The 18,826-nt window shown below is 37.0% G+C and carries 17 protein-coding genes; 9 read left to right on the top strand and 8 right to left on the bottom strand.

Translation table 11 applies throughout. The annotated features are described in order from the left end of the window. Positions 1 to 30: 30 nt before the first annotated feature. The gene (locus BW727_RS06485; protein WP_062468674.1) at positions 31 to 1,656 is read right to left on the bottom strand and encodes an ABC-F family ATP-binding cassette domain-containing protein; all 1,626 of its coding nucleotides are present in this window, start codon (positions 1,654 to 1,656) and stop codon (positions 31 to 33) included. An 83-nt stretch (positions 1,657 to 1,739) separates the two neighbouring features. Continuing rightward, on the bottom strand, positions 1,740 to 2,720 hold the full coding sequence (locus tag BW727_RS06480; RefSeq protein ID WP_062468678.1) for a hypothetical protein: 981 nt from the start codon (positions 2,718 to 2,720) through the stop codon (positions 1,740 to 1,742). 106 nt (positions 2,721 to 2,826) lie between these two features. On the opposite strand from BW727_RS06480, the gene brnQ reads away from it, so the two are divergent. Then, positions 2,827 to 4,164, top strand: a complete 1,338-nt coding sequence (gene brnQ / locus BW727_RS06475) for a branched-chain amino acid transport system II carrier protein (RefSeq protein ID WP_062468681.1) — start codon at positions 2,827 to 2,829, stop codon at positions 4,162 to 4,164. 27 nt (positions 4,165 to 4,191) lie between these two features. Here the strand turns inward: brnQ and ppk1 are convergent, their stop codons facing one another. The 3 genes from ppk1 to BW727_RS06460 form a co-directional block, all read right to left on the bottom strand. After that, positions 4,192 to 6,276: a polyphosphate kinase 1 gene (gene ppk1, locus BW727_RS06470; RefSeq protein WP_062468684.1), complete on the bottom strand. Its 2,085-nt coding sequence runs from the start codon at positions 6,274 to 6,276 to the stop codon at positions 4,192 to 4,194. Between the two features lie 29 nt (positions 6,277 to 6,305). Next, the gene (locus BW727_RS06465; RefSeq protein WP_062468687.1) at positions 6,306 to 7,874 is read right to left on the bottom strand and encodes a Ppx/GppA family phosphatase; all 1,569 of its coding nucleotides are present in this window, start codon (positions 7,872 to 7,874) and stop codon (positions 6,306 to 6,308) included. Positions 7,875 to 8,004: 130 nt separating this feature from the next. Beyond that, positions 8,005 to 8,481: a nucleoside 2-deoxyribosyltransferase gene (locus tag BW727_RS06460; protein WP_062468690.1), complete on the bottom strand. Its 477-nt coding sequence runs from the start codon at positions 8,479 to 8,481 to the stop codon at positions 8,005 to 8,007. 200 nt (positions 8,482 to 8,681) lie between these two features. Between BW727_RS06460 and BW727_RS06455 the strand changes: the two genes are divergently transcribed. Next, positions 8,682 to 9,809: a 3D domain-containing protein gene (locus BW727_RS06455; RefSeq protein WP_062468693.1), complete on the top strand. Its 1,128-nt coding sequence runs from the start codon at positions 8,682 to 8,684 to the stop codon at positions 9,807 to 9,809. 45 nt (positions 9,810 to 9,854) lie between these two features. Here BW727_RS06455 and BW727_RS06450 read toward each other — a convergent pair whose 3' ends face one another. The 3 genes from BW727_RS06450 to BW727_RS06440 all read right to left on the bottom strand — a co-directional run bounded on the left by BW727_RS06450 (position 9,855) and on the right by BW727_RS06440 (position 11,722). Further along, positions 9,855 to 10,589, bottom strand: coding sequence for an amino acid ABC transporter ATP-binding protein (locus BW727_RS06450; RefSeq protein WP_062468695.1), 735 nt, complete (start codon positions 10,587 to 10,589; stop codon positions 9,855 to 9,857). Between the two features lie 70 nt (positions 10,590 to 10,659). After that, positions 10,660 to 10,803, bottom strand: a complete 144-nt coding sequence (locus BW727_RS06445; protein WP_077795792.1) for a YvrJ family protein — start codon at positions 10,801 to 10,803, stop codon at positions 10,660 to 10,662. 49 nt (positions 10,804 to 10,852) lie between these two features. Next, the gene (locus tag BW727_RS06440) at positions 10,853 to 11,722 is read right to left on the bottom strand and encodes a Cof-type HAD-IIB family hydrolase (RefSeq protein WP_062468698.1); all 870 of its coding nucleotides are present in this window, start codon (positions 11,720 to 11,722) and stop codon (positions 10,853 to 10,855) included. A gap of 86 nt (positions 11,723 to 11,808) precedes the next feature. Here BW727_RS06440 and BW727_RS06435 point away from each other — a divergent pair, with 86 nt between their 5' ends. The 7 genes from BW727_RS06435 to pta all read left to right on the top strand — a co-directional run bounded on the left by BW727_RS06435 (position 11,809) and on the right by pta (position 18,772). Further along, a complete protein-coding gene (locus tag BW727_RS06435; RefSeq protein WP_062468701.1) occupies positions 11,809 to 12,483 on the top strand; it encodes a uracil-DNA glycosylase in 675 nt (224 codons plus the stop codon). Positions 12,484 to 12,824: 341 nt separating this feature from the next. After that, entirely contained in the window at positions 12,825 to 13,658 is an 834-nt protein-coding gene (locus BW727_RS06430) for a prephenate dehydratase (RefSeq protein ID WP_062468705.1), read from the top strand. Between the two features lie 3 nt (positions 13,659 to 13,661). After that, positions 13,662 to 14,927 carry a dicarboxylate/amino acid:cation symporter gene (locus BW727_RS06425; RefSeq protein ID WP_062468708.1) on the top strand — a complete coding sequence of 422 codons (1,266 nt, stop codon included), beginning with the start codon at positions 13,662 to 13,664 and terminating at the stop codon, positions 14,925 to 14,927. 13 nt (positions 14,928 to 14,940) lie between these two features. Beyond that, positions 14,941 to 15,813 (top strand): prephenate dehydrogenase, encoded by an 873-nt coding sequence (locus BW727_RS06420; protein WP_062468711.1) that lies wholly within the window; start codon positions 14,941 to 14,943, stop codon positions 15,811 to 15,813. A 146-nt stretch (positions 15,814 to 15,959) separates the two neighbouring features. Next, positions 15,960 to 16,958, top strand: coding sequence for an LLM class flavin-dependent oxidoreductase (locus BW727_RS06415; protein WP_062468714.1), 999 nt, complete (start codon positions 15,960 to 15,962; stop codon positions 16,956 to 16,958). A 20-nt stretch (positions 16,959 to 16,978) separates the two neighbouring features. Beyond that, the gene (locus BW727_RS06410; RefSeq protein WP_062468717.1) at positions 16,979 to 17,653 is read left to right on the top strand and encodes a hypothetical protein; all 675 of its coding nucleotides are present in this window, start codon (positions 16,979 to 16,981) and stop codon (positions 17,651 to 17,653) included. 141 nt (positions 17,654 to 17,794) lie between these two features. After that, entirely contained in the window at positions 17,795 to 18,772 is a 978-nt protein-coding gene (gene pta / locus BW727_RS06405) for a phosphate acetyltransferase (protein WP_062468719.1), read from the top strand. Positions 18,773 to 18,826 lie beyond the last annotated feature (54 nt).

Raw genomic sequence — 18,826 nt, 5'->3', positions numbered from 1 at the left:
TTTTACTCCAGACTTTTTTGATACGTTAGATTATTTGTAAAGTGAGTCAACGCGAGTTTGCACGTCTTTATTGTTCAAGAAATCTTCATAGGTAGTATCTAAACGGTCAACCATACCATTTGCACTTACTTCAATAATTCGGTTTGCAGTCGTATTGATAAACTCATAGTCATGCGATGCAAAGAGCAAGGCACCTTTGAAAGCAATCATTCCATCGTTTAATGCCGTAATAGATTCTAAGTCCAAGTGGTTGGTTGGGTCATCTAAAATTAAAACGTTCGCTTTAGAAAGCATCATTTTCGATAAAATAATCCGAACTTTCTCACCACCAGATAAGACTGAGACTTTTTTCATAACATCGTCACCAGTAAAGAGCATGCGGCCTAAGAAGCTACGTAAGAAGGTATTGTCGTCTTCATCTTTACCAGCAAATTGTCGTAACCATTCAAGAATATCAACATCAGGATTAGGAAATTCAGAAGAATGGTCTTTTGGTAAATAACTACGTGACGTTGTGACGCCCCATTTGAAAGAACCAGAATCAGCTTCCATTTCACCCATTAAAATTCTAAATAGAGTAGTTGTTGCAATATCACGGCGGCTTGTAAAGGCAACTTTGTCCGTACGATTAACTGCAAAGCTAATGTTATCCAATACCTTAACACCGTCGATTGATTTAGAAAGGTTTTCAACAATCAATACATCGTTTCCAATCTCACGCTCTGGGGAAAAACCAACAAAAGGATATTTACGTAAGGATGGTTGGATATCATCTAAGGTAATTTTATCTAATGTTTTCTTACGAGAAGTTGCTTGTTTTGATTTAGAGGCATTGGCACTAAAGCGCGCGATAAAATCTTGAAGTTCTTTGATTTTATCTTCTTTTTTAGCGTTTTGGTCGGCTGCTAATTTGGCAGCGAGTTGACTAGATTGTAACCAGAAATCATAGTTCCCCACGTACAGTTGAATTTTTTCAAAGTCGACGTCGGCCATATGTGTACAAACTGTATTCAAGAAATGACGGTCATGGGATACAACGATAACGGTATTAGGGAAGTTGATTAAGAATTCAGATAACCATTCAATAGACTGCTTGTCTAAACCGTTCGTCGGCTCATCTAGCAAGAGGACGTCTGGCTGACCAAACAAAGCTTGTGCTAGAAGAACTTTAATCTTTTGCGCACCAATTAATTCGCTCATTTTCTTATCAAGGAACTCTTCTGAAATTCCTAAACCTTGTAGCAAGCTAGCAGCATCTGCTTCAGCTTCCCAACCGTTTAGTTCAGCGAATTCACCCTCTAATTCCCCCGCACGAATTCCATCAGCATCAGTGAAATCTTCTTTCATATAAATAGCGTCTTTTTCTTTACGCACTTCATATAAACGTTTGTTACCCATTAAGACCGTTTCTAGAACAGTATGTTCTTCAAACCCATATTGGTTTTGGTTTAGTACTGAAAGACGCTCATCAGGGTTCATGATTACGTCACCTGTTGTAGGTTGAATTTCACCTGATAGAATCTTTAGAAAGGTTGACTTACCGGCTCCGTTTGCGCCGATTACGCCATAACAGTTGCCCGGTGTGAATTTAATATTTACATTGTCAAAAAGTTTACGATCAGAAAATTGTAAACTGACATTTGATACGGTAATCATTTTTGGCATTCCTCAATTCGTTTAATTTTGTCCTTTCATATTCTAACATAATCCAATTAAAATAACAGCTTTACTGCCAAGTTCTAGAGCAATTGGTTAAAAATTAGAATCGTTAGCTGTTGATCGGAAAGAAGATGAAGCTGATTTTGATAGTGATGAGACTTTTGATAGATACGGAAAGTATGATATTCATCGTTCGCGATTGACAGGAATAAATCACCCTTTAGTTCGAGACTCAATTTAGATTTTTGTTGAGAAAGGTAAAGACTATGGTTATCTAAGACCATTCCAGATAGTTTTTTATGAGGTTTTAAAGCCAGTTTGACTTGTTCACCAATTTTCTTTGAAGATAAAGATTCAGTCTCCGGTAAAAACTCAAACAGACTAATCCGATAATCCTCTTCTTCAGATTTATCAATTTCGAGAGAAGTTTCATAGTATAAATCCATTTTAGATAGGTCATGAGCAGGAATGCGCTTCATTAAATAAGGAATTTTCTGGTGGATCTCAAACTGTAGTAACTGGATAGGACGATTATGTTCATCTAATTGCAGAATATTCTCATCGTTCCAAACCATTTTATAGGTTGGGATGGAATCCCACTGTATCAGTTTGTTATCATACCATTCAAAAACACCTCGTTCATCGGAAACTAAAATCATTCGATTACTGCGATTAAGTTTTATCGTGCGGAAATTTCCTTTCGTTAAGAGGATCTCAGTGGGGGTGGCTTTTTCTGGTTCTAAATAGTAAAAACCATTTTCATTTAGGTAATAGAGACGATGACGATAAATCAAACTGTCATAAACAGCTTTTTCAAAGGTAATCGTTTTAAAGAGAAACGGTTTTAAACTATTTTCTGTCTGTTTTAAAATTTGATTATGAAGACGATCTTGGTAAATAGGCAAATCTTCAATCGCCCATTCTTTCATCAATTTTCCCCAATGATAAATACGGACTTCATGTTTATTTTTCCATAGATATAAGAAACGACTATACATATAAATGTCATGAAAATGACCTTTTATCGTAATATTGGTTAGCAGAATGTCCTTTTGGTCCATTTTATCCCTCCTTTTGACGGAATCTGTTCAACAATATCATTATATCATATGGATAGAAGGAGTGAATCATGTTAGAATAGGAAAATCAAAAAGATGGGAGATTATTATGGGGAAAAAATTGACTTTGAAGGAATACATATTTATTGGCTCGATGTTATTTGGTTTATTTTTTGGGGCTGGTAATTTAATTTTCCCAATCCAAATGGGACAATTAGCAGGTGCGAATATGGTTTCTGCTACCTTTGGCCTTTTAATTACAGCCGTTGGACTGCCTTTTTTAGGTATCATCGCGATGGGGGTTTCACGCAAAGAAAGTTTATACGAGCTATCAAGTAAAATTAGTCCAAGTTATGGGGTATTTTATACCATTGCTTTATATCTAACAATCGGTCCCTTTTTTGCAATTCCAAGAACCGCAACGGTTTCTTTTGAAGCAGGTTTTGCACCTTATCTGAGTCCAGGAAGTTTACAAATCGTCCTACTTATTTTCTCAGCTTTGTTTTTTGGGGCTTCGCTTTGGTTTTCTTTACGGCCAACAGAAATTTTGACATGGATTGGTAAGGTTTTGAACCCTATTTTTCTAGTGTCAATTGCATTTTTAATTGTGTTTGTACTCGTAAATCCAATGGGGCGTGTCAATGACATTCCGGTACAAGAAATTTACCAAGAGGGCGCTTTATTTCGTGGTTTTTTAGAAGGTTATAATACGATGGATGCTTTGGCAGCCTTAGCATTTGGGATTATTATAATCAGTACCATTAAGACTTTAGGCGTAACTGATCCCAAACAGATTGCAAAAGATACCATGATAGCTGGACTATTTAGCACCAGTTTGATGGCAGTTATCTATGCGAGTCTCGTTTATATCGGAGCAACCAGCCAAGCTATTTTTGAAGTTAGTCCTAACGGTGGCGTCGCTTTAGCAGTTGTATCAAATCATTACTTCGGAAACTTCGGAGCGATTGTGCTCGCAATTATTATTACTGCAGCTTGCTTCAAAACAGCTGTAGGGCTGATTACAGCTATCAGCGAAATGTTTGTAACACTTTTCCCAAATAAACTGACTTATAACCACTTTGTTTATATCTTTACTGGAATATCTTTTGGGATTGCAAACTTAGGCTTATCTCAAATTATTTCGCTATCGATTCCTGTTTTGATGTTTTTGTATCCTTTAGCAATTACCTTAATTCTAGTAGCAATTATGAGTCCTTTGTTTAAAGATAAAGCGATTGTTTATCAAATGACAACGGTATTTACACTCCCGTTTGCGCTTCTTGATTTTATTCATAATCTCCCGACAGGGTTTAAGGAAACACTACAGTTAGATAAAGTCTCCTTGTGGGCGACAGAAACAATTCCGTTTTTTGAAATTGGAATGAGTTGGGTCATTCCAGCTCTAATTGGTTTAGTAATTGGATGGATACTATCTAAAAAGAAATAATAAAAAAAGTTGGCGAAAGCCAACTTTTTATTTTTTCTTTTCTTCATCTAAAGCTTTTTTAATAAAATAATTTTGTGCTGATAAGGGCTTTTCTTGATTTTTAATAGGCAAGTAATCACCATTTTTAGTTAGACTCCAAGCTTTTTGATTATCAGCAAGATATACGGAGAGGATCGTTTGAATTTCTTGTTTTATGGTAGCATCTAAAATTGGAAAAGCAATTTCAACACGATTAATCATATTTCGTGTCATCATATCTGCCGATGATAAGAAAAGGTTATCCTTACCGTTATGGTGAAAATAATAAATCCGACTGTGTTCCAAATAGCGTCCTATGACACTTGTAACACGAATATTATCACTCACACCTGGGATTCCCGGCCGTAAACAACAAATACCTCTAATAATCAAATCAACCTGTACCCCACCTTGGCTGGCCTCATAGAGCTTAATAATCAGTGTTTTATCGGTAAGGGAATTCATTTTGGCAATCATCCGACCGTTTCCGTATTGTTGGTGTAAGGCAATTTCGCGATCAATGTAGTGGATTAAAGACGAGCGAATATCGTAAGGAGAAACTGATAACTGTCTGTAAGTCGGTCTATTCGCTTGTTCAATTAAATAGTTAAAAAAGGTGTGAGCATCTTCAACTAATTCAGGATGATTAGTAAAAATACCCATATCTTCATAGCCCCTTGCCGTGTGGTCATTGTAATTACCGGTTCCAATGTGTGCATAGCAAACACGATGGTGCCCCTCGTTTTTGATAACTAGAGAAATTTTGCTGTGTGTTTTCAACCCGGTAACCCCATAAAGAACACTTGCCCCGGAATCTTCTAATTCTTTTGCCCAGTGAATATTATTTTTTTCATCAAAACGTGCTTTCAATTCCACCAAAACGGTGACCGCAATCCCATTTTCTGCTGCTTGTTTTAAAGAAGCAATAATAGGGGAAGCTTCAGAGAGACGGTAAAGGGTCTGTTTAATGGCATAAGTCTGTGGATTATTTGCTGCTTCATCGATGAAATCAATAACAGGTTGAAAGGAATCATAGGGATGGTGAAGAAAAACATCTCCTTTTTTAATTCCTGTAAACAAAGAATGGTCACGTAGTTCCCTTGGGATAATAGGCGAAAAGGGTGAATATAAAAATGTCGGGAATCCATCTTGTAACTCAGTAATAAGCTCAAACAAAAAGGTTAAATCTAAGGTATCATGAAAAATATAGCATTCGCGTTGATTCACTTCTAATTGATTCTTTAAAAATGCAAAGTCAATTTGGTGAGCCTTATTTAATAAATCTACTTTTACTTCCAAACGTACGGTTTCGCCATCTTGTCGCTGTCGAATCGCTTCTTCCATCACAACTAAAAAGTCATCACCATCATCTTCATCGATTTCAAAATTTGCGTTGCGAGTTATTCGGAAAGGAAAGGTCGATACGAGCTCAAAATTACTAAATAATTCCCCTAGAAGACTTTCTACCAAGTCTTCTATTAGAATAACCTTTATTTTATTTTCACTACGCAATATATAAAAACGTTCTAGTGATTCAGAGAGCGGAATAACTGTTAGAGAATCAACCTGTGACTTTCTTAAACGGGCAAATAAGTATAACCTTTTATTTTGTAATTTAGGGAATTCGCCGCGGTTATCAATCCTAATGGGATCAAGCAAAGGTAAAATGTTTTTTCTAAAGTGATTGGTAGCCTCATCTTTTTCTAGGGGATCGAGCTGATCAAAAGAAGAAAAGAAAATATCCTGGTCACTGAATTCCTTTTTCAGTTGAGAAAACAGCTCATATTGAAGATGCGTATTTTCGCGATTCATTTCTGAAATTGCTTGTAACTGTTGGTGAGCAGTCAATTGGGAATTCAAATCTCTATGCGCGGGTGCTAACTTAAGTTGGTCCTGTAGCCGTGCCACTCGAACCATAAAAAACTCATCCAAGTTTGAGCTACCAATCGCTAGAAAACGAGCTTTTTCTAACAAGGGGTTGGTTTCATCCTTAGCTTCTAAAATGACCCGTTGATTAAAAGCTAACCAACTCAATTCACGATTAAAAAAATATTCAGGTGCGTGTAAGTCATATTGATTAATGGGTATCGTCAAAGTGGCCACTTCCTTTTAATCATTGAGAACTAATATTCCAGTTGATCTCGTTCGCCAGTTTCTAAATTGATAAAGACAATACGAGTATCACCTTTTATGAGACGGTGAATGTGCTTTTGTTGACGGAGCGCTCGATACTTTTCAGCAATAATTGTCCCTTTATAAAAGAGTTGAATCTCAATGTCATCTTTTTTCTTTTCAATTTGTATGTTTTTAACGACGTTTAGATGAGAATCATTTAGTGCATTTGCAAACTTGATTAGCCCACCGAAATCACGAAGTTGATCCGTGAAATCTGAATCAAACCAACCTTTAAAGGATTCTAAATACTGCTCAAAAAGAGATTTATTTTTATAGCCGGCTAGTAAAGCAACGACTACTCTTTCTTTATGAGGCAGTCCATTGAGTTCACTATTAGAAATGATATAGAAAGTATGTTGTGAAACAGCACCATTCTCCACATAAGAACCTAAGAAGTATAAATAGCTTCCATATTGTAAGAGACGTCCATCATAGGCATCTTTTTCAAAGACACCAACTTTACATAGCTCTTCATACAACATACCAACTAAATGTCCACGTTGGTCAGCAACTTTGTTTTGTGTCTGATAGCTGAGACCGAGTTTATAAATACTTTGTGTAGCAGTATTTTTTTTAGAAAAAGCTTCACCGTCAGATTTATTATTGAGATAATCCATGATAATTCCCTCACGAAGACCTTGATTACTGAAAATAAAAATCGGTGCTTTTACATAATCAAAGAGTGTTTGAAATACAATGTTAGCTGGAATAATAATATCGGTTCGGTCTTGACTTAAACCATCTAAATCTCTTAACTCGGGAATCGATAAAGATTTAAATAGTTCCAGTGTCTGTGTTAAGTCTTTACGCGACATACGGTACCCATGGACACCGGCTAAGGGATAATTTATTTGGCGTTGGTGGACGTTAGCAATACTACGCCCCGAACCCCCTATTGCAGTAATCGGTACACGCTTTTTACGTAACCAAGGTAGAGATTCAAATTGTTCTTGGATGTAATCGGTCATTGTTTCAATTGCTTTTTCGTTATTATGTTTTTTATCCGCAAAAAATAACTGCTTAAGACTCACCACTCCAAACGGGAAACTATGTTGGTGAATGATTTCTTTTTTTTCATAGTAGGTGACTTCCGTACTACCACCACCGATATCAACTGTAATACCATCGGCCGTTTCGGTTGATAAAGTAACTGCGTAACTACCATAAAAAGCCTCTTTTTCTTCCGGTAGAATTTGTATTTCAATACCGGTTTGTTGCCAGACTTGGTGAACAATATCCTTTCGATTTTTAGATTGACGAATCGCTGCTGTTGCCATTGGGAGCGTTTGCGTAACTTGGTATAAATCTATAACTTCGGAAAAGTTTTTTAAGATTGCAATTAATACCTGAATTCCTTTTTGAGACATATATAAGTCTTCATCTAAATACTGAGTAAGTCGTGCCGGTGTTTTAATATTTTGTAATTCAAAAATATTATAGTCGTCCGTTACACCAAATATTACTAAACGGATTGTATTGGAACCGATATCGATTAAGGCTATTTTTTCGTTATTCATAGTTACTCTCCTTTGAGTCTAACAATTACATCTATTTTACCGAAAAGCACCCGTAATGTCACAGAATAGGCAGATAAAAAAAGAAGTGGCTCGGCTAATGTATCCGAACCACTTCTTAATTTTTATTTATCTAAAAAATATGTATGTGTTCAATTAAAGCTTCAGGGTTGTTAACAACAACACCATGTGACTTGATAAGCCCAATCGTATACAGATTAACATAAGGAAACTGTGATTCAGCCACTTCTTGTAAAGCTGCTAATTTTTTTGAATTAGTTGCGCCTTGCTGGCGGGAATCAGAAAAGAGAGCAACAACTGGAATACCGGCTTGATAAGCGACGCCGATTTCTGTTGCAACGCCAACATCCATTGTTTGACCATCTAAGATCGCAATCATGATATCAGAAGCTAAAAGAGCATCCGTATCATGCTTAGCAATTGTGACGGAGTCTGCATAAGCACTTTTATCATTAATCGCACCATTTTCTTGGGGAACATAGAGATCTAGTTGTGGATAAGAGTCGCGGATTCTTTCAACCATCCTACTATTATACTCTAATTCCATATGAGAAAAGAGGGGAGCAGCGTAGTAACCTTTTTTTGTCATGAGACATTCTCCTTTAAATTTCATTCCATTCATCATAGCAAGTTCAGGTAACAATTGTAAAGAGGATTTTAATCGTACATATTACGAGAGTGTTACATGATGTAATGAGTTGATACACAATCGTAAGGTCTGTGCAATGGCTCTAATATGAATTAGTCGTATAATGAGTAGAAGAATTTTTAAGGAAAGAGGAGAATAAATTGCGTAAAGGAAATAAAGCTGGAAAGTTTTTACTAGCTGCTTTAGCAGGCCAATTGATGTTTGCAGCTCCAATTCAAGCAAGTACCTTAGACAAATTACAAAGCCAAGAGACATCTAAAACCCAAGAAATTTCAGAATTAGAAGAAACAATTAATGAAAAACTTGTTGTTGTAAATGAGAAAAAAGCAGAAGTTTCAAACTTACTTTCTCAAGTAGAAGAAATAGAAGCTGAAAAAGAACAAACGATTGAAGAAATCGCGATTCAAGAAGAACTTGTTTTAGCTAGAAAAGAGCAAGTACAAGAACGGTTATTAGCTTTACAAACATCTCCTTCAACAAATAATATGATATTAATGCTACTAGAAGCAGAAGATTTTGGAGAATTTATTAATATGTTGCTAATCATTAGCCAACTCCAAGGGGCAGATAACGAACGTATTTCTGCAGCTGTTGAAGCGGAAGAAATATTGAAAGAGCTAGAAACCGAACTTGCTCAAGAACTTGCAGCAAGTGAAGAAAAAACAAAACGAGCAGATGAAGAATCAAAAAAATTAGAGCAAGAATTAAGTTCGCTACAAACCGTTTTAAATGATAATCAATTAGAACTCGATCGTATTTTAGCGAAAAAGAACTCAGAAGAAAATCGCTTAGCGGAAGTTGCTCGTGCTGAGAAAGCTGAAGCAGAAAAATTAGCAGCACAAGAAGCAGCTAAAAAAGAAGCAAGTGAACAAGAAGAAGCAACTCCTACTACTGAAGAAACAACAACAGTCGTAGAAGAACAAGAACCAGTAACAGAACCCGTAAAACCTGCTGCCAAACCAGTAGAAACGAGTCCTGCTTCTGGTCAAAAAATCGCGGTAGAAGCAACTGCTTATTCACGTAACGAGCCAGGGCTAACTAACTTTACGGCAACAGGAATTGATCTTCGTTCAAATTCCGCAGTTATCGCCGTTGACCCGTCAGTTATTCCATTATGGTCTTTAGTTGAAGTGCCAGGATATGGTATTTATGTAGCTGGAGATACTGGTGGGGCAATTATCGGGAACCGTATTGATATTCATATGGAAGATTTAGGAGCTGTTCATGCTTTCGGAAGACAAGGGATGACAGTTACCGTTTTAAATTAAAGGAAAATAAAAATCCATTCGCAGATGCGAATGGATTTTTTTGATTTATAGAACTTTATTTAAGAAATCTTGTGTACGAGGTTGTTTTGCGTGTTGGAAAATAGCTTCTGGCGTACCTTCTTCTACAATATAGCCGCCATCCATAAAAATAACCCGATCGCCAACTTCACGGGCAAAGCCCATTTCATGCGTCACTACGATCATAGTCATCCCTTGTTTCGCTAGACGTTTCATAACTTCTAAAACTTCACCAACCATCTCAGGGTCAAGAGCAGAAGTAGGCTCATCGAAAAGCATAATATCTGGATTCATAGCTAGAGCACGCGCAATAGCGACCCGCTGTTTTTGTCCACCTGATAAAGAATTAGGATAAACATCTATTTTTTCACTTAACCCAACGACTTCCAGTAATTCTACAGCCTTTTGGTGGGCTTCCTCTTTAGTCATGCGTTTTAATTCTACCGGAGCCAAAACAATATTTTCAGCCACCGTCAAATGTGGAAAAAGGTTAAAATGTTGGAAAACCATACCAATATCTTGGCGAACTTTATTGATGTCTGTTTCCGAATCTGTGATGTCGAAATCGTCGATTTCTACCTTTCCACCACTGATTTCTTCTAATCCGTTTAGACAGCGTAGAAAGGTACTTTTTCCAGAGCCAGAAGGGCCGATAATACAAACAACTTCACCCTCTGTTACTGTTACATTGATTTCTTTTAAAACTTCGTTTGTACCAAAACTTTTTTTGAGGTCGCTAACCTTTACTTTTGTTTTTACCATGTTTGTTCTCCTTTGAGTATCGCTAGTAGAAAGGCTAAAGTGAAACATTTATTTTAGCCTTTCACTGATTTTATTCGTTCCTACCTAATTTTTCAATAGCTAGGACTAACGTATCGAGTTTCTTTTCCATACGGTTAAGTAAATAGAGTGAAACTACGATCGGAAAGCCTGTGTTACTGATCATTTCAATGTAGGGAAGTAATCCTGGTTCCATTCCAAACGCCTCCTTTCTATTAATAAAGACGTTTGAAATCCCTAAAGTGTTACAATTTTTCGTTAATACAACGGTAAATTGCTTCAGCAACACCATCTTCTGAATTGGAAGCTGTCATGTATTTGGCCCTTTCTTTCACACCATCTTCTGCGTTGGCCATAGCAAAACTAACTCCTGTTCGTTTTAACATAGACACATCATTGAAATTATCACCAATTGACATAACCTTTTCCATTGGAATATTTAGTTTTTTTGCAACCCGTTCAAGGGCAATCCCTTTTTGAGCATCAACATGGTTGATTTCAATATTATTGAAGAAAGAAGAAGTGATTACTAGTTGGCTGTCTGTTCCAAATTCATCACGAACCGATTGTAATTCAGTTTGTCCTTGGTTACTAAAAACTAAAACTTTAAGGGCTAAATCTTTATCATCGGCTAGAACTTCCTCGTATTCATCCACGTAATTCATATTAAACTGGTCCATCCGACCAAGAGCTAAGACCAAAGCCATTTTATAACTAGTATGAGGATTCGTCGTTTTAAGTAAGTGCGTCAAGGTTTCAACATATTGCAATTTGTCGTTGGAATAAACCCCACTTGACATGACCAGCTCTGTATACAAACCATTTGCTTTTGTAAAAGCGAGGATTTCGCGAATATCTTTTTTATCAATACCGATACTATCAATAAGTTGCCCGTTTTTATCATAGGTCTGTGCGCCGTTAACGGAAATCATAGGGCAACTTATACCTGCTTCAGTAAGAGCTGGTACAGCTTCAGTATAACCACGTCCTGTTGCAACCATAAACTTAATCCCATTTTCTTCAGCTGCTTGAATCGCCAACTGATTTCCTTCTGAAACAGCTAATTTATTGTCCAGTAAGGTACCATCCATGTCAGATACAATTAATTGGATCACAATAGCGCCTCCTAAAATTTTTCTAGATAAGACTAGTGTAACATTTTTTTGGTTTTGGTACACTAGTCTAAAAGGAGATGTGAGAAATGAAGACGCTTATCAAAAACGACTGGCAAGATATTTTAGAATCAGAGTTTCAATCAGACTATTATCTTCAGTTAAGAGACTTTTTAAAAGAAGAGTACAGTAATCACATCATTTATCCAAGTATGAACAACTTGTGGACTGCTTTTGAAAAAACCCCCTTTAAAGATGTTAAAGTAGTCATTCTCGGACAAGATCCTTATCATGGACCAAACCAAGCTCATGGATTAAGTTTTTCTGTTCAAAAAGGCGTGCCGATTCCACCTTCCTTACGTAACATTTATAAAGAGCTAGAAAGTGATTTAGGTGTGAAACCCGTTCATCATGGACATTTAAACCAGTGGGCAGAGCAAGGCGTTCTTCTTTTAAATACCGTCTTGACTGTTCGAAAAGGACAAGCTTATTCACACCGGAAAAAGGGTTGGGAGCAGCTAACGGATGCAGTCATTCATAGCTTAAATGAACGGGAAGACCCTGTAATTTTTATTTTATGGGGAAATGCTTCTATCGCAAAAAAAGCGCTGATTAATACGGATAAACATATTGTTTTGACTGCACCCCATCCAAGTCCTCTTTCGGCAAGGAGAGGTTTCTTTGGATCTAAACCTTTTTCAAAGACGAATGATGCTTTAAAACAATTAAGAAAAGAGCCGATAAACTGGCAATTAACAGAATGATTAGAAAAAAATTAAAATAAACTTGTAATTTTAATCTTAATCATTTATGATAGAGAGAATAAAAAATGAAACGAGGTCAGAACATGTTAAATAAGCAACGAACGCATCTATCTGTTTTTTATCGCTACTTTAGATAGTTCGTATTCAAACTTTGGGTATGAACAGTGAAGAACTTTCATATCTAAAGTGGCTTATTCATGGTCTTTCCAGCCGCTTAGAAATACTGAGCGGTCAATATGAGTCTACTCTCATAGTTCTTTTGAAGAACTTAGAAAAGAGGCATCGCTTAGAAAACTAAGTGGTGCTTCTTTTTTATTATCATTATATAAGGAGATGATGGAATGAAAGTAGGTTATCAAGGTATTCCCGGTTCATATAGTGAAACGGTTGTTCAAAGTCAATACAAGGCAACCGAAGAATTAGACGTGGTTGGTTATTCAAATTTTCCTGATTTGGTTCATGATTTAGCGACTAAAAAATTAGATTGTGCTGTCATTCCAGTAGAGAACTCGACAACAGGACTTATCGCTCGATCAGTTGATTTATTTCGTTATCAACCTATTGTTGCTACTGCTGAACATTATGAGTCCGTTCAACATACTTTATGGGGATTACCTGGAAGTGAGCTATCAACTATCCAAACTGTTTATTCGCATCCAGAAGCACTCTCTCAATGTGATCATTTTTTTAAAGTTCACCCTTATTTAGAAGCGAAAGCTTACGAAGATACCGCTAAGGCAGCTTTATTTATTAAAGAAAAAATGGATACAAACCAAGCGGCAATTGCAAGCCCGAGAGCCGGTAAGTTATATGGATTAAAAGATTTAAAGTCTCAAATTCAAACAGAAAACAGCAATACCACGCGCTTTTACATGATGAAATATAAAGATAACGCGGTTTTAACTGGTAATCAGTTGTCACTCTACGCTGAAACCCGTCATAAATCAGGTGCCTTATCTAAGTTATTACAAGTTTTTAATTTGTTTGATTGTAACCTGCTAGCTTTAAATGCCCGACCCATATCCGGAAAGTCATTTGTTTATGGTTTTTTTATTGAATTAAATATCGCAAGCATGCAAGTGCCGTTTGAAATATTATGGCAAACCTTACAACAAGTATCGGAATACGTTCAATTGTTAGGACAATTTGATGTAGAAATAAAGAAAGAGGGATGAGTAATGTTGAAAAAGATAATGTCAAAAAAATACTTATTTATTCGAATTACTTTAGGATTTGTATTCGGAATTATTATTGGAATTGCTGCACCGAGATTGGCATTAGCAACAGAGTTTTTAGGCACAATTTATTTAAATGGTATCCAGATGATGATTGTTCCAATTATATTCGCATCTGTTTCAACCGGAATCATTAGTATGCGGGACGGCCGTGAATTAGGTCGAGTGGGTATGAAAACAGTTGCCCTCTTTATTGTTAATTTAATAGTGAGTTCGCTCATTGCTTACGGCGTTGCTTTATTAATTCGTCCAGGAAGAGGTGTTTCCTTAGCATCGGCTCCCGTTTTTGAAGGCGAGCTTGCCAATCCATCACTAATTGGTTTTGTGACCAGTATTGTGCCTAAAAATATTCTTTTAGCTATGACTGAGGGAAATATTTTAGCAGTTATTTTATTTACCGCTTTGTTCGGAATGGCAGTCATTACAGTTGGTGAACCCGCTAAACCCGTAAAAGATTTCGTGAACAGCCTCTCCCAAGTTCTGTTTAAAGTTTTAGGGATTATTATGGAGTTTTCTCCGTTAGGCGTTGCCTCTTTGATGGCTGTTGCGGTAACGCAATATGGCGCTGGGATATTCTCAGCTTTAGGAATGTACATTCTGACTGCTTATATTGCTTGCCTCGTAGTCATTATTCTCGTTATTATTTTACCAACTGTTCTCATTACTGGAATCAGTCCTTTAACGATTTTAAAAGGAATGTATCCTATTTCTTTAATGACGCTATCCACTACAAGTTCAGCTGCAAGTTTACCGACATCAATTCAAGTAGGAGAAGGGCATTTTAAAGTACCTAAAGAAATTTCTCGCTTTATTTTACCCTTAGGAACGACTATTCATATGGTTGGAGGATCTGTATCTTTTGCTTGTTTAACGGTATTCGTTGCTGATTTCTATGGATTAAGTTTATCTTGGCAACAAATTGCCTTTGGTATGTTTGTTTCATTGTTACTAAATATGGGAGCACCTGGTATTCCTGGTGGTGGAATAATCTTAGGGGCCACTTATTTATCTATTGTTGGATTACCATTTGCTTTGATGGGTCCTATTGCTGCTGTTTATCGCCTTTTAGACATGGCCTTTACAACGACAAATATGTTAAGTGATATTCAAGCAAATTTAATTATTGCGAAATCGGAAGGTATTTGGGATGCCAGTATGGTGGATAAACCCCTTCCTCAAATTATTGAACAAGAATCTCGTATCTCATAAAGGGGGAAGACAGATGACAACAATAGCAATTGTAGGTTTAGGAGTAGTAGGCGGCTCGTTTGCGAAAGCTTTAAAACAGAAGCCGCTTTCTGATGAATGTGTATTAGCGATTGACAGCGACCAAGAAACCCTAGATAAAGCCTTAGCGGACGGTGTAATTGAGGAAGGCGAAAGTCATAACCAAACCATTCTACAACGCGCTGATCTCGTCATTATTTGTCTTTATCCAGAAGCCTTAAAAAATTTCGTACAAAGCCACAAGTCTGAATTTAAAAAGGGTGCGATTTTAACGGATGTAACAGGAGTAAAAGGCGCGCTGATGGCTAACATGGAAAAAAGTTTACCCAAGCAAGTTGATTTTATTTTTGGTCACCCGATGGCTGGTCGTGAAAGTAAAGGTTACGCATACGCAGATGGAGCTATTTTCCAAGGTGCAAACTATGTCATCACGCCCCGACCGGAAAACCAACTGGCAAATATTGAGAAAGTAAAAAAACGTTTTGAACGATTAGGATTTAAACGAATTTCCATCGTTACACCTGAGAAGCACGATGAAATGATTGCTTTCACCAGTCAACTTTGCCATGCGATTGCAGTTTCACTAATAAACAGTGATCATCCTGAAAGAGAGACGGCATCGTTTGTTGGTGATAGCTATCGGGATTTAACGCGAATTGCTAAAATCAATGCCCCATTATGGACCGAGTTATTTTTAGAAAATAAAGAGGCTTTGTTAAACGCGATGGCTGATTTTGAAAAACAGTTTGTTGCGATGAAACACGCACTTGTAACTGAGAATGGGTGTGAGTTAGAAGAAATGTTTCAAGAATCAACTGAGCGACGCCAACGTTTAGAAGAAGCCGATACGAAACTGAATCAGCTGTAAAAAATAAAGGGAAGAAGTATAAGTATCATTTATAGAAAATAAGAGGCTAACAGGTTAATTTGTTAGTCTTTTTGTGTTAGATTAAGGTAACGAAACGGACAGGTAAAAGATCTAAAAAGACAGCATTTATAGGAGGTTTTATTAAAATGGATTTAAGCATACTCGATCAGATACCTATATCAACGCAAGGAAACGCGAAAATGGCGCTAGAAAATACAGTGAAGCTCGCTCAAATGGGCGAAAAACTGGGATATAAACGTATCTGGTATTCAGAACACCATGGTGCACCTAATTTAGCCAGCTCGGCACCAGAAATTGTTATTGCACATGTCGCATCTCAAACACAAAGAATCCGTATTGGGGCAGGAGGCATCATGCTGATGCATTATTCGCCCTTAAAAGTAGCAGAAGTGTTTAAAACTTTAGAAGCCTTCTACCCAAACAGAATTGATTTAGGGATTGGTCGTGCTCCTGGCGGTGACCGCCATGCCATTATGGCTTTGGCACAAGGTAAATTACCAAATGCAACGAACATTTATGACAAAGTTGATATCGTGAGAGCACTTTTATTGGATCAACAACCCCAATATGAACTCTACCAAAAAACATTAGCAACTCCTGAAATTGAAACCGTTCCATCCATTTGGTTGTTAGGATCAAGTGGGGAAAGTGCCAGAGAAGCTGCCCTAAAAGGGATGGGATACTCTTATGCACAATTTTTTAGTGGCAAGATGAATCCAGAAGCTTTTAACTACTACAATAAAAACTTTAAACCTTCACCGTTTATGCCAGAAAAAAAATTATCAGTTGCATTTTATGCAATGGCCTGTGAAACAACAGAAGAAGCTGACTATTATGCGCTGCCTTATTTAATTGCCATGATGAATTTATTACGTGGTCAACGTATGAACAAATTTTTAACCGCTGAAGAAGCAACCACGTATCCGTTAACTGAACTGGACCGTGCATTAGTAGAAAAGGTAAAAGACGCGCTACTAATTGGTACACCCCAGTTAATTGCTGAAAAACTAAGACGCTATGCCGAAACCTACCAAATCGACGAAGCGATGATTATGACCTTTGCCGATCCACAAGAAATACGTCATGAATCTTACCGCTTAATAGCCAAAGAATTTAATTTATAAAATAAAAGGAGCCAACAATTTTGACTTTAGAATACTGGGTTTCAGCAGAGAAATGGTATCACTTATGGGCTCCTTTGTTGTTAGGTTCTATTTTCTTATTAATTTTGATTGCGGTCTTTTCTGTTTACAAGCGATATACAAAAATTGGTAAGAGTCTATTCGTGTTTTCACTTCTAATAGTCAGTGGCATGGCACTAGTGACAGTAATCAATAATAGGAAATTTCAGGCTTATCTTGAATCAGTTCGTCACGTAACGCCTTTAATCCGCCAGATGCAGTACAAACCCTTTACAGGGTATGAGCCCTTGACACGCCAAACGATTGAAGCTTATACGCGTTATCATGATGTTGAAGGAATTAAAGCAACTGGTCTCTACCAAGAAGAGTGGGTTTCTGAACCAGTAAGGTTTTTAGGGAAAAAACAACGCCATTTTTATTTTGAAAAAGATGGAATTGAGTTTAAGCAATATGAAGCAAGTGTGGTCTTTGATCCTGAAGCAAAAGAAACGGCTGCAATCGGAACCACTTATCACCTAGTGAATCCCGATTTTGAAACGATTGGATTTTCCGATACACCCTACGTCTTTTATGACCACCTTGTTATAGCTGAAAAAGATTATAAGAAAGAATATGAACCAGAAGATGAGTATTTAGTACCAACACTTGAAGAAATATTGCGGACTTGGACTTTTTAAAAGGTCTAATACCTGTTATCTTTATACATTCAAGTACATTTGAAACAGTTTTTTTTACTGTTTCAGATAAAAACAGTGAAATATTTAGACAAGTCATGTATGATAAAGAAGGTATAAAAATTCTGAGGAGGAAAACTCTAAATGGAAATGTTTGAAGCGTTAGAAGCAAAAATTAAAGGAAAAAAAATTAAAATCGTCTTTCCTGAATCACTTGATCCACGTATTTTAGGTGCAGTTGTACGCTTAAAGTCAGAAGAATTGGTAGAGCCTGTATTAGTGGGAAATAAAGAAGCTGTAGAACAAGCTGCTAAAGACCGTGGCTTTAATATCAATGGCATTACAATTGAAGATCCAAAAAACTATGCTGACATTGATAAAATGGTTGCTTCATTTGTTGAACGTCGTAAAGGTAAAGCAACAGAAGAGCAAGCACGCCAAATGCTCCAAGATAGTAATTACTTTGGAACGATGTTGGTACATATGGGAATCGCTGATGGATTAGTCAGTGGTGCTGTTTATACAACCGGTGATACCGTTCGTCCGGCACTTCAAATTATTAAAACAAAACCAGGCGTCAGTCGGACATCAGGAGCTTTCATTATGCTTCGTGGACGTGACCAAGAAAAATATCTATTTGCGGATTGTGCGATTAACATTAATCCAAATGCCAAAGAATTGGCTGAAATTGCGGTAGAATCGGCTAAAACAGCTGAAATGTTTGGAATTGAACCAAATGTAGCCATGCTTAGCTTCTCTACTAAAGGTTCCGCTTCATCGCCTGAACAAGAAAAAGTTGCAGAAGCAACAAAAATTGCACAAGAATTAGCACCACAATACAATATTGATGGCGAACTACAGTTTGATGCTGCCTTTGTTCAATCGGTCGCTAACCAGAAAGCCCCCGAATCAAAAGTTGCTGGTAAAGCTACTGTCTTTGTTTTCCCAGAAATTCAATCAGGAAATATTGGCTACAAAATTGCGCAACGTTTTGGTGGATTTGAAGCTGTTGGTCCAATTCTACAAGGACTAAATAAACCAATTTCTGACCTTTCACGGGGATGTATTGAAGAAGATGTTTACAAAACTGCCATTATTACTGCAAACCAAACCTTAGCTTAATAAATCATTTGAGACAGCCTTAACTTTATTGTTAAGGCTGTCTTTTTAAAACGA

Source organism: Jeotgalibaca dankookensis, from assembly GCF_002005405.1.
Lineage (GTDB): Bacteria > Bacillota > Bacilli > Lactobacillales > Aerococcaceae > Jeotgalibaca > Jeotgalibaca dankookensis.
Note: the sequence above shows the minus strand (reverse complement) of the source record. Positions and strands in the feature narration are given on the sequence as shown.

What these genes read in the sequence shown, in the direction of transcription:
- BW727_RS06485 (WP_062468674.1), bottom strand. Translation starts at nt 1,656, where the DNA reads ATGATTACCGTATCAAATGTCAGTTTACAATTTTCTGATCGTAAACTT.
- BW727_RS06465 (WP_062468687.1), bottom strand. Translation starts at nt 7,874, where the DNA reads ATGAATAACGAAAAAATAGCCTTAATCGATATCGGTTCCAATACAATC.
- BW727_RS06420 (WP_062468711.1), top strand. Translation starts at nt 14,941, where the DNA reads ATGACAACAATAGCAATTGTAGGTTTAGGAGTAGTAGGCGGCTCGTTT.
- BW727_RS06480 (WP_062468678.1), bottom strand. Translation starts at nt 2,720, where the DNA reads ATGGACCAAAAGGACATTCTGCTAACCAATATTACGATAAAAGGTCAT.
- BW727_RS06450 (WP_062468695.1), bottom strand. Translation starts at nt 10,589, where the DNA reads ATGGTAAAAACAAAAGTAAAGGTTAGCGACCTCAAAAAAAGTTTTGGT.
- BW727_RS06430 (WP_062468705.1), top strand. Translation starts at nt 12,825, where the DNA reads ATGAAAGTAGGTTATCAAGGTATTCCCGGTTCATATAGTGAAACGGTT.
- pta (WP_062468719.1), top strand. Translation starts at nt 17,795, where the DNA reads ATGGAAATGTTTGAAGCGTTAGAAGCAAAAATTAAAGGAAAAAAAATT.
- BW727_RS06415 (WP_062468714.1), top strand. Translation starts at nt 15,960, where the DNA reads ATGGATTTAAGCATACTCGATCAGATACCTATATCAACGCAAGGAAAC.
- BW727_RS06460 (WP_062468690.1), bottom strand. Translation starts at nt 8,481, where the DNA reads ATGACAAAAAAAGGTTACTACGCTGCTCCCCTCTTTTCTCATATGGAA.
- brnQ (WP_062468681.1), top strand. Translation starts at nt 2,827, where the DNA reads ATGGGGAAAAAATTGACTTTGAAGGAATACATATTTATTGGCTCGATG.
- BW727_RS06435 (WP_062468701.1), top strand. Translation starts at nt 11,809, where the DNA reads ATGAAGACGCTTATCAAAAACGACTGGCAAGATATTTTAGAATCAGAG.
- BW727_RS06425 (WP_062468708.1), top strand. Translation starts at nt 13,662, where the DNA reads ATGTTGAAAAAGATAATGTCAAAAAAATACTTATTTATTCGAATTACT.
- BW727_RS06445 (WP_077795792.1), bottom strand. Translation starts at nt 10,803, where the DNA reads ATGGAACCAGGATTACTTCCCTACATTGAAATGATCAGTAACACAGGC.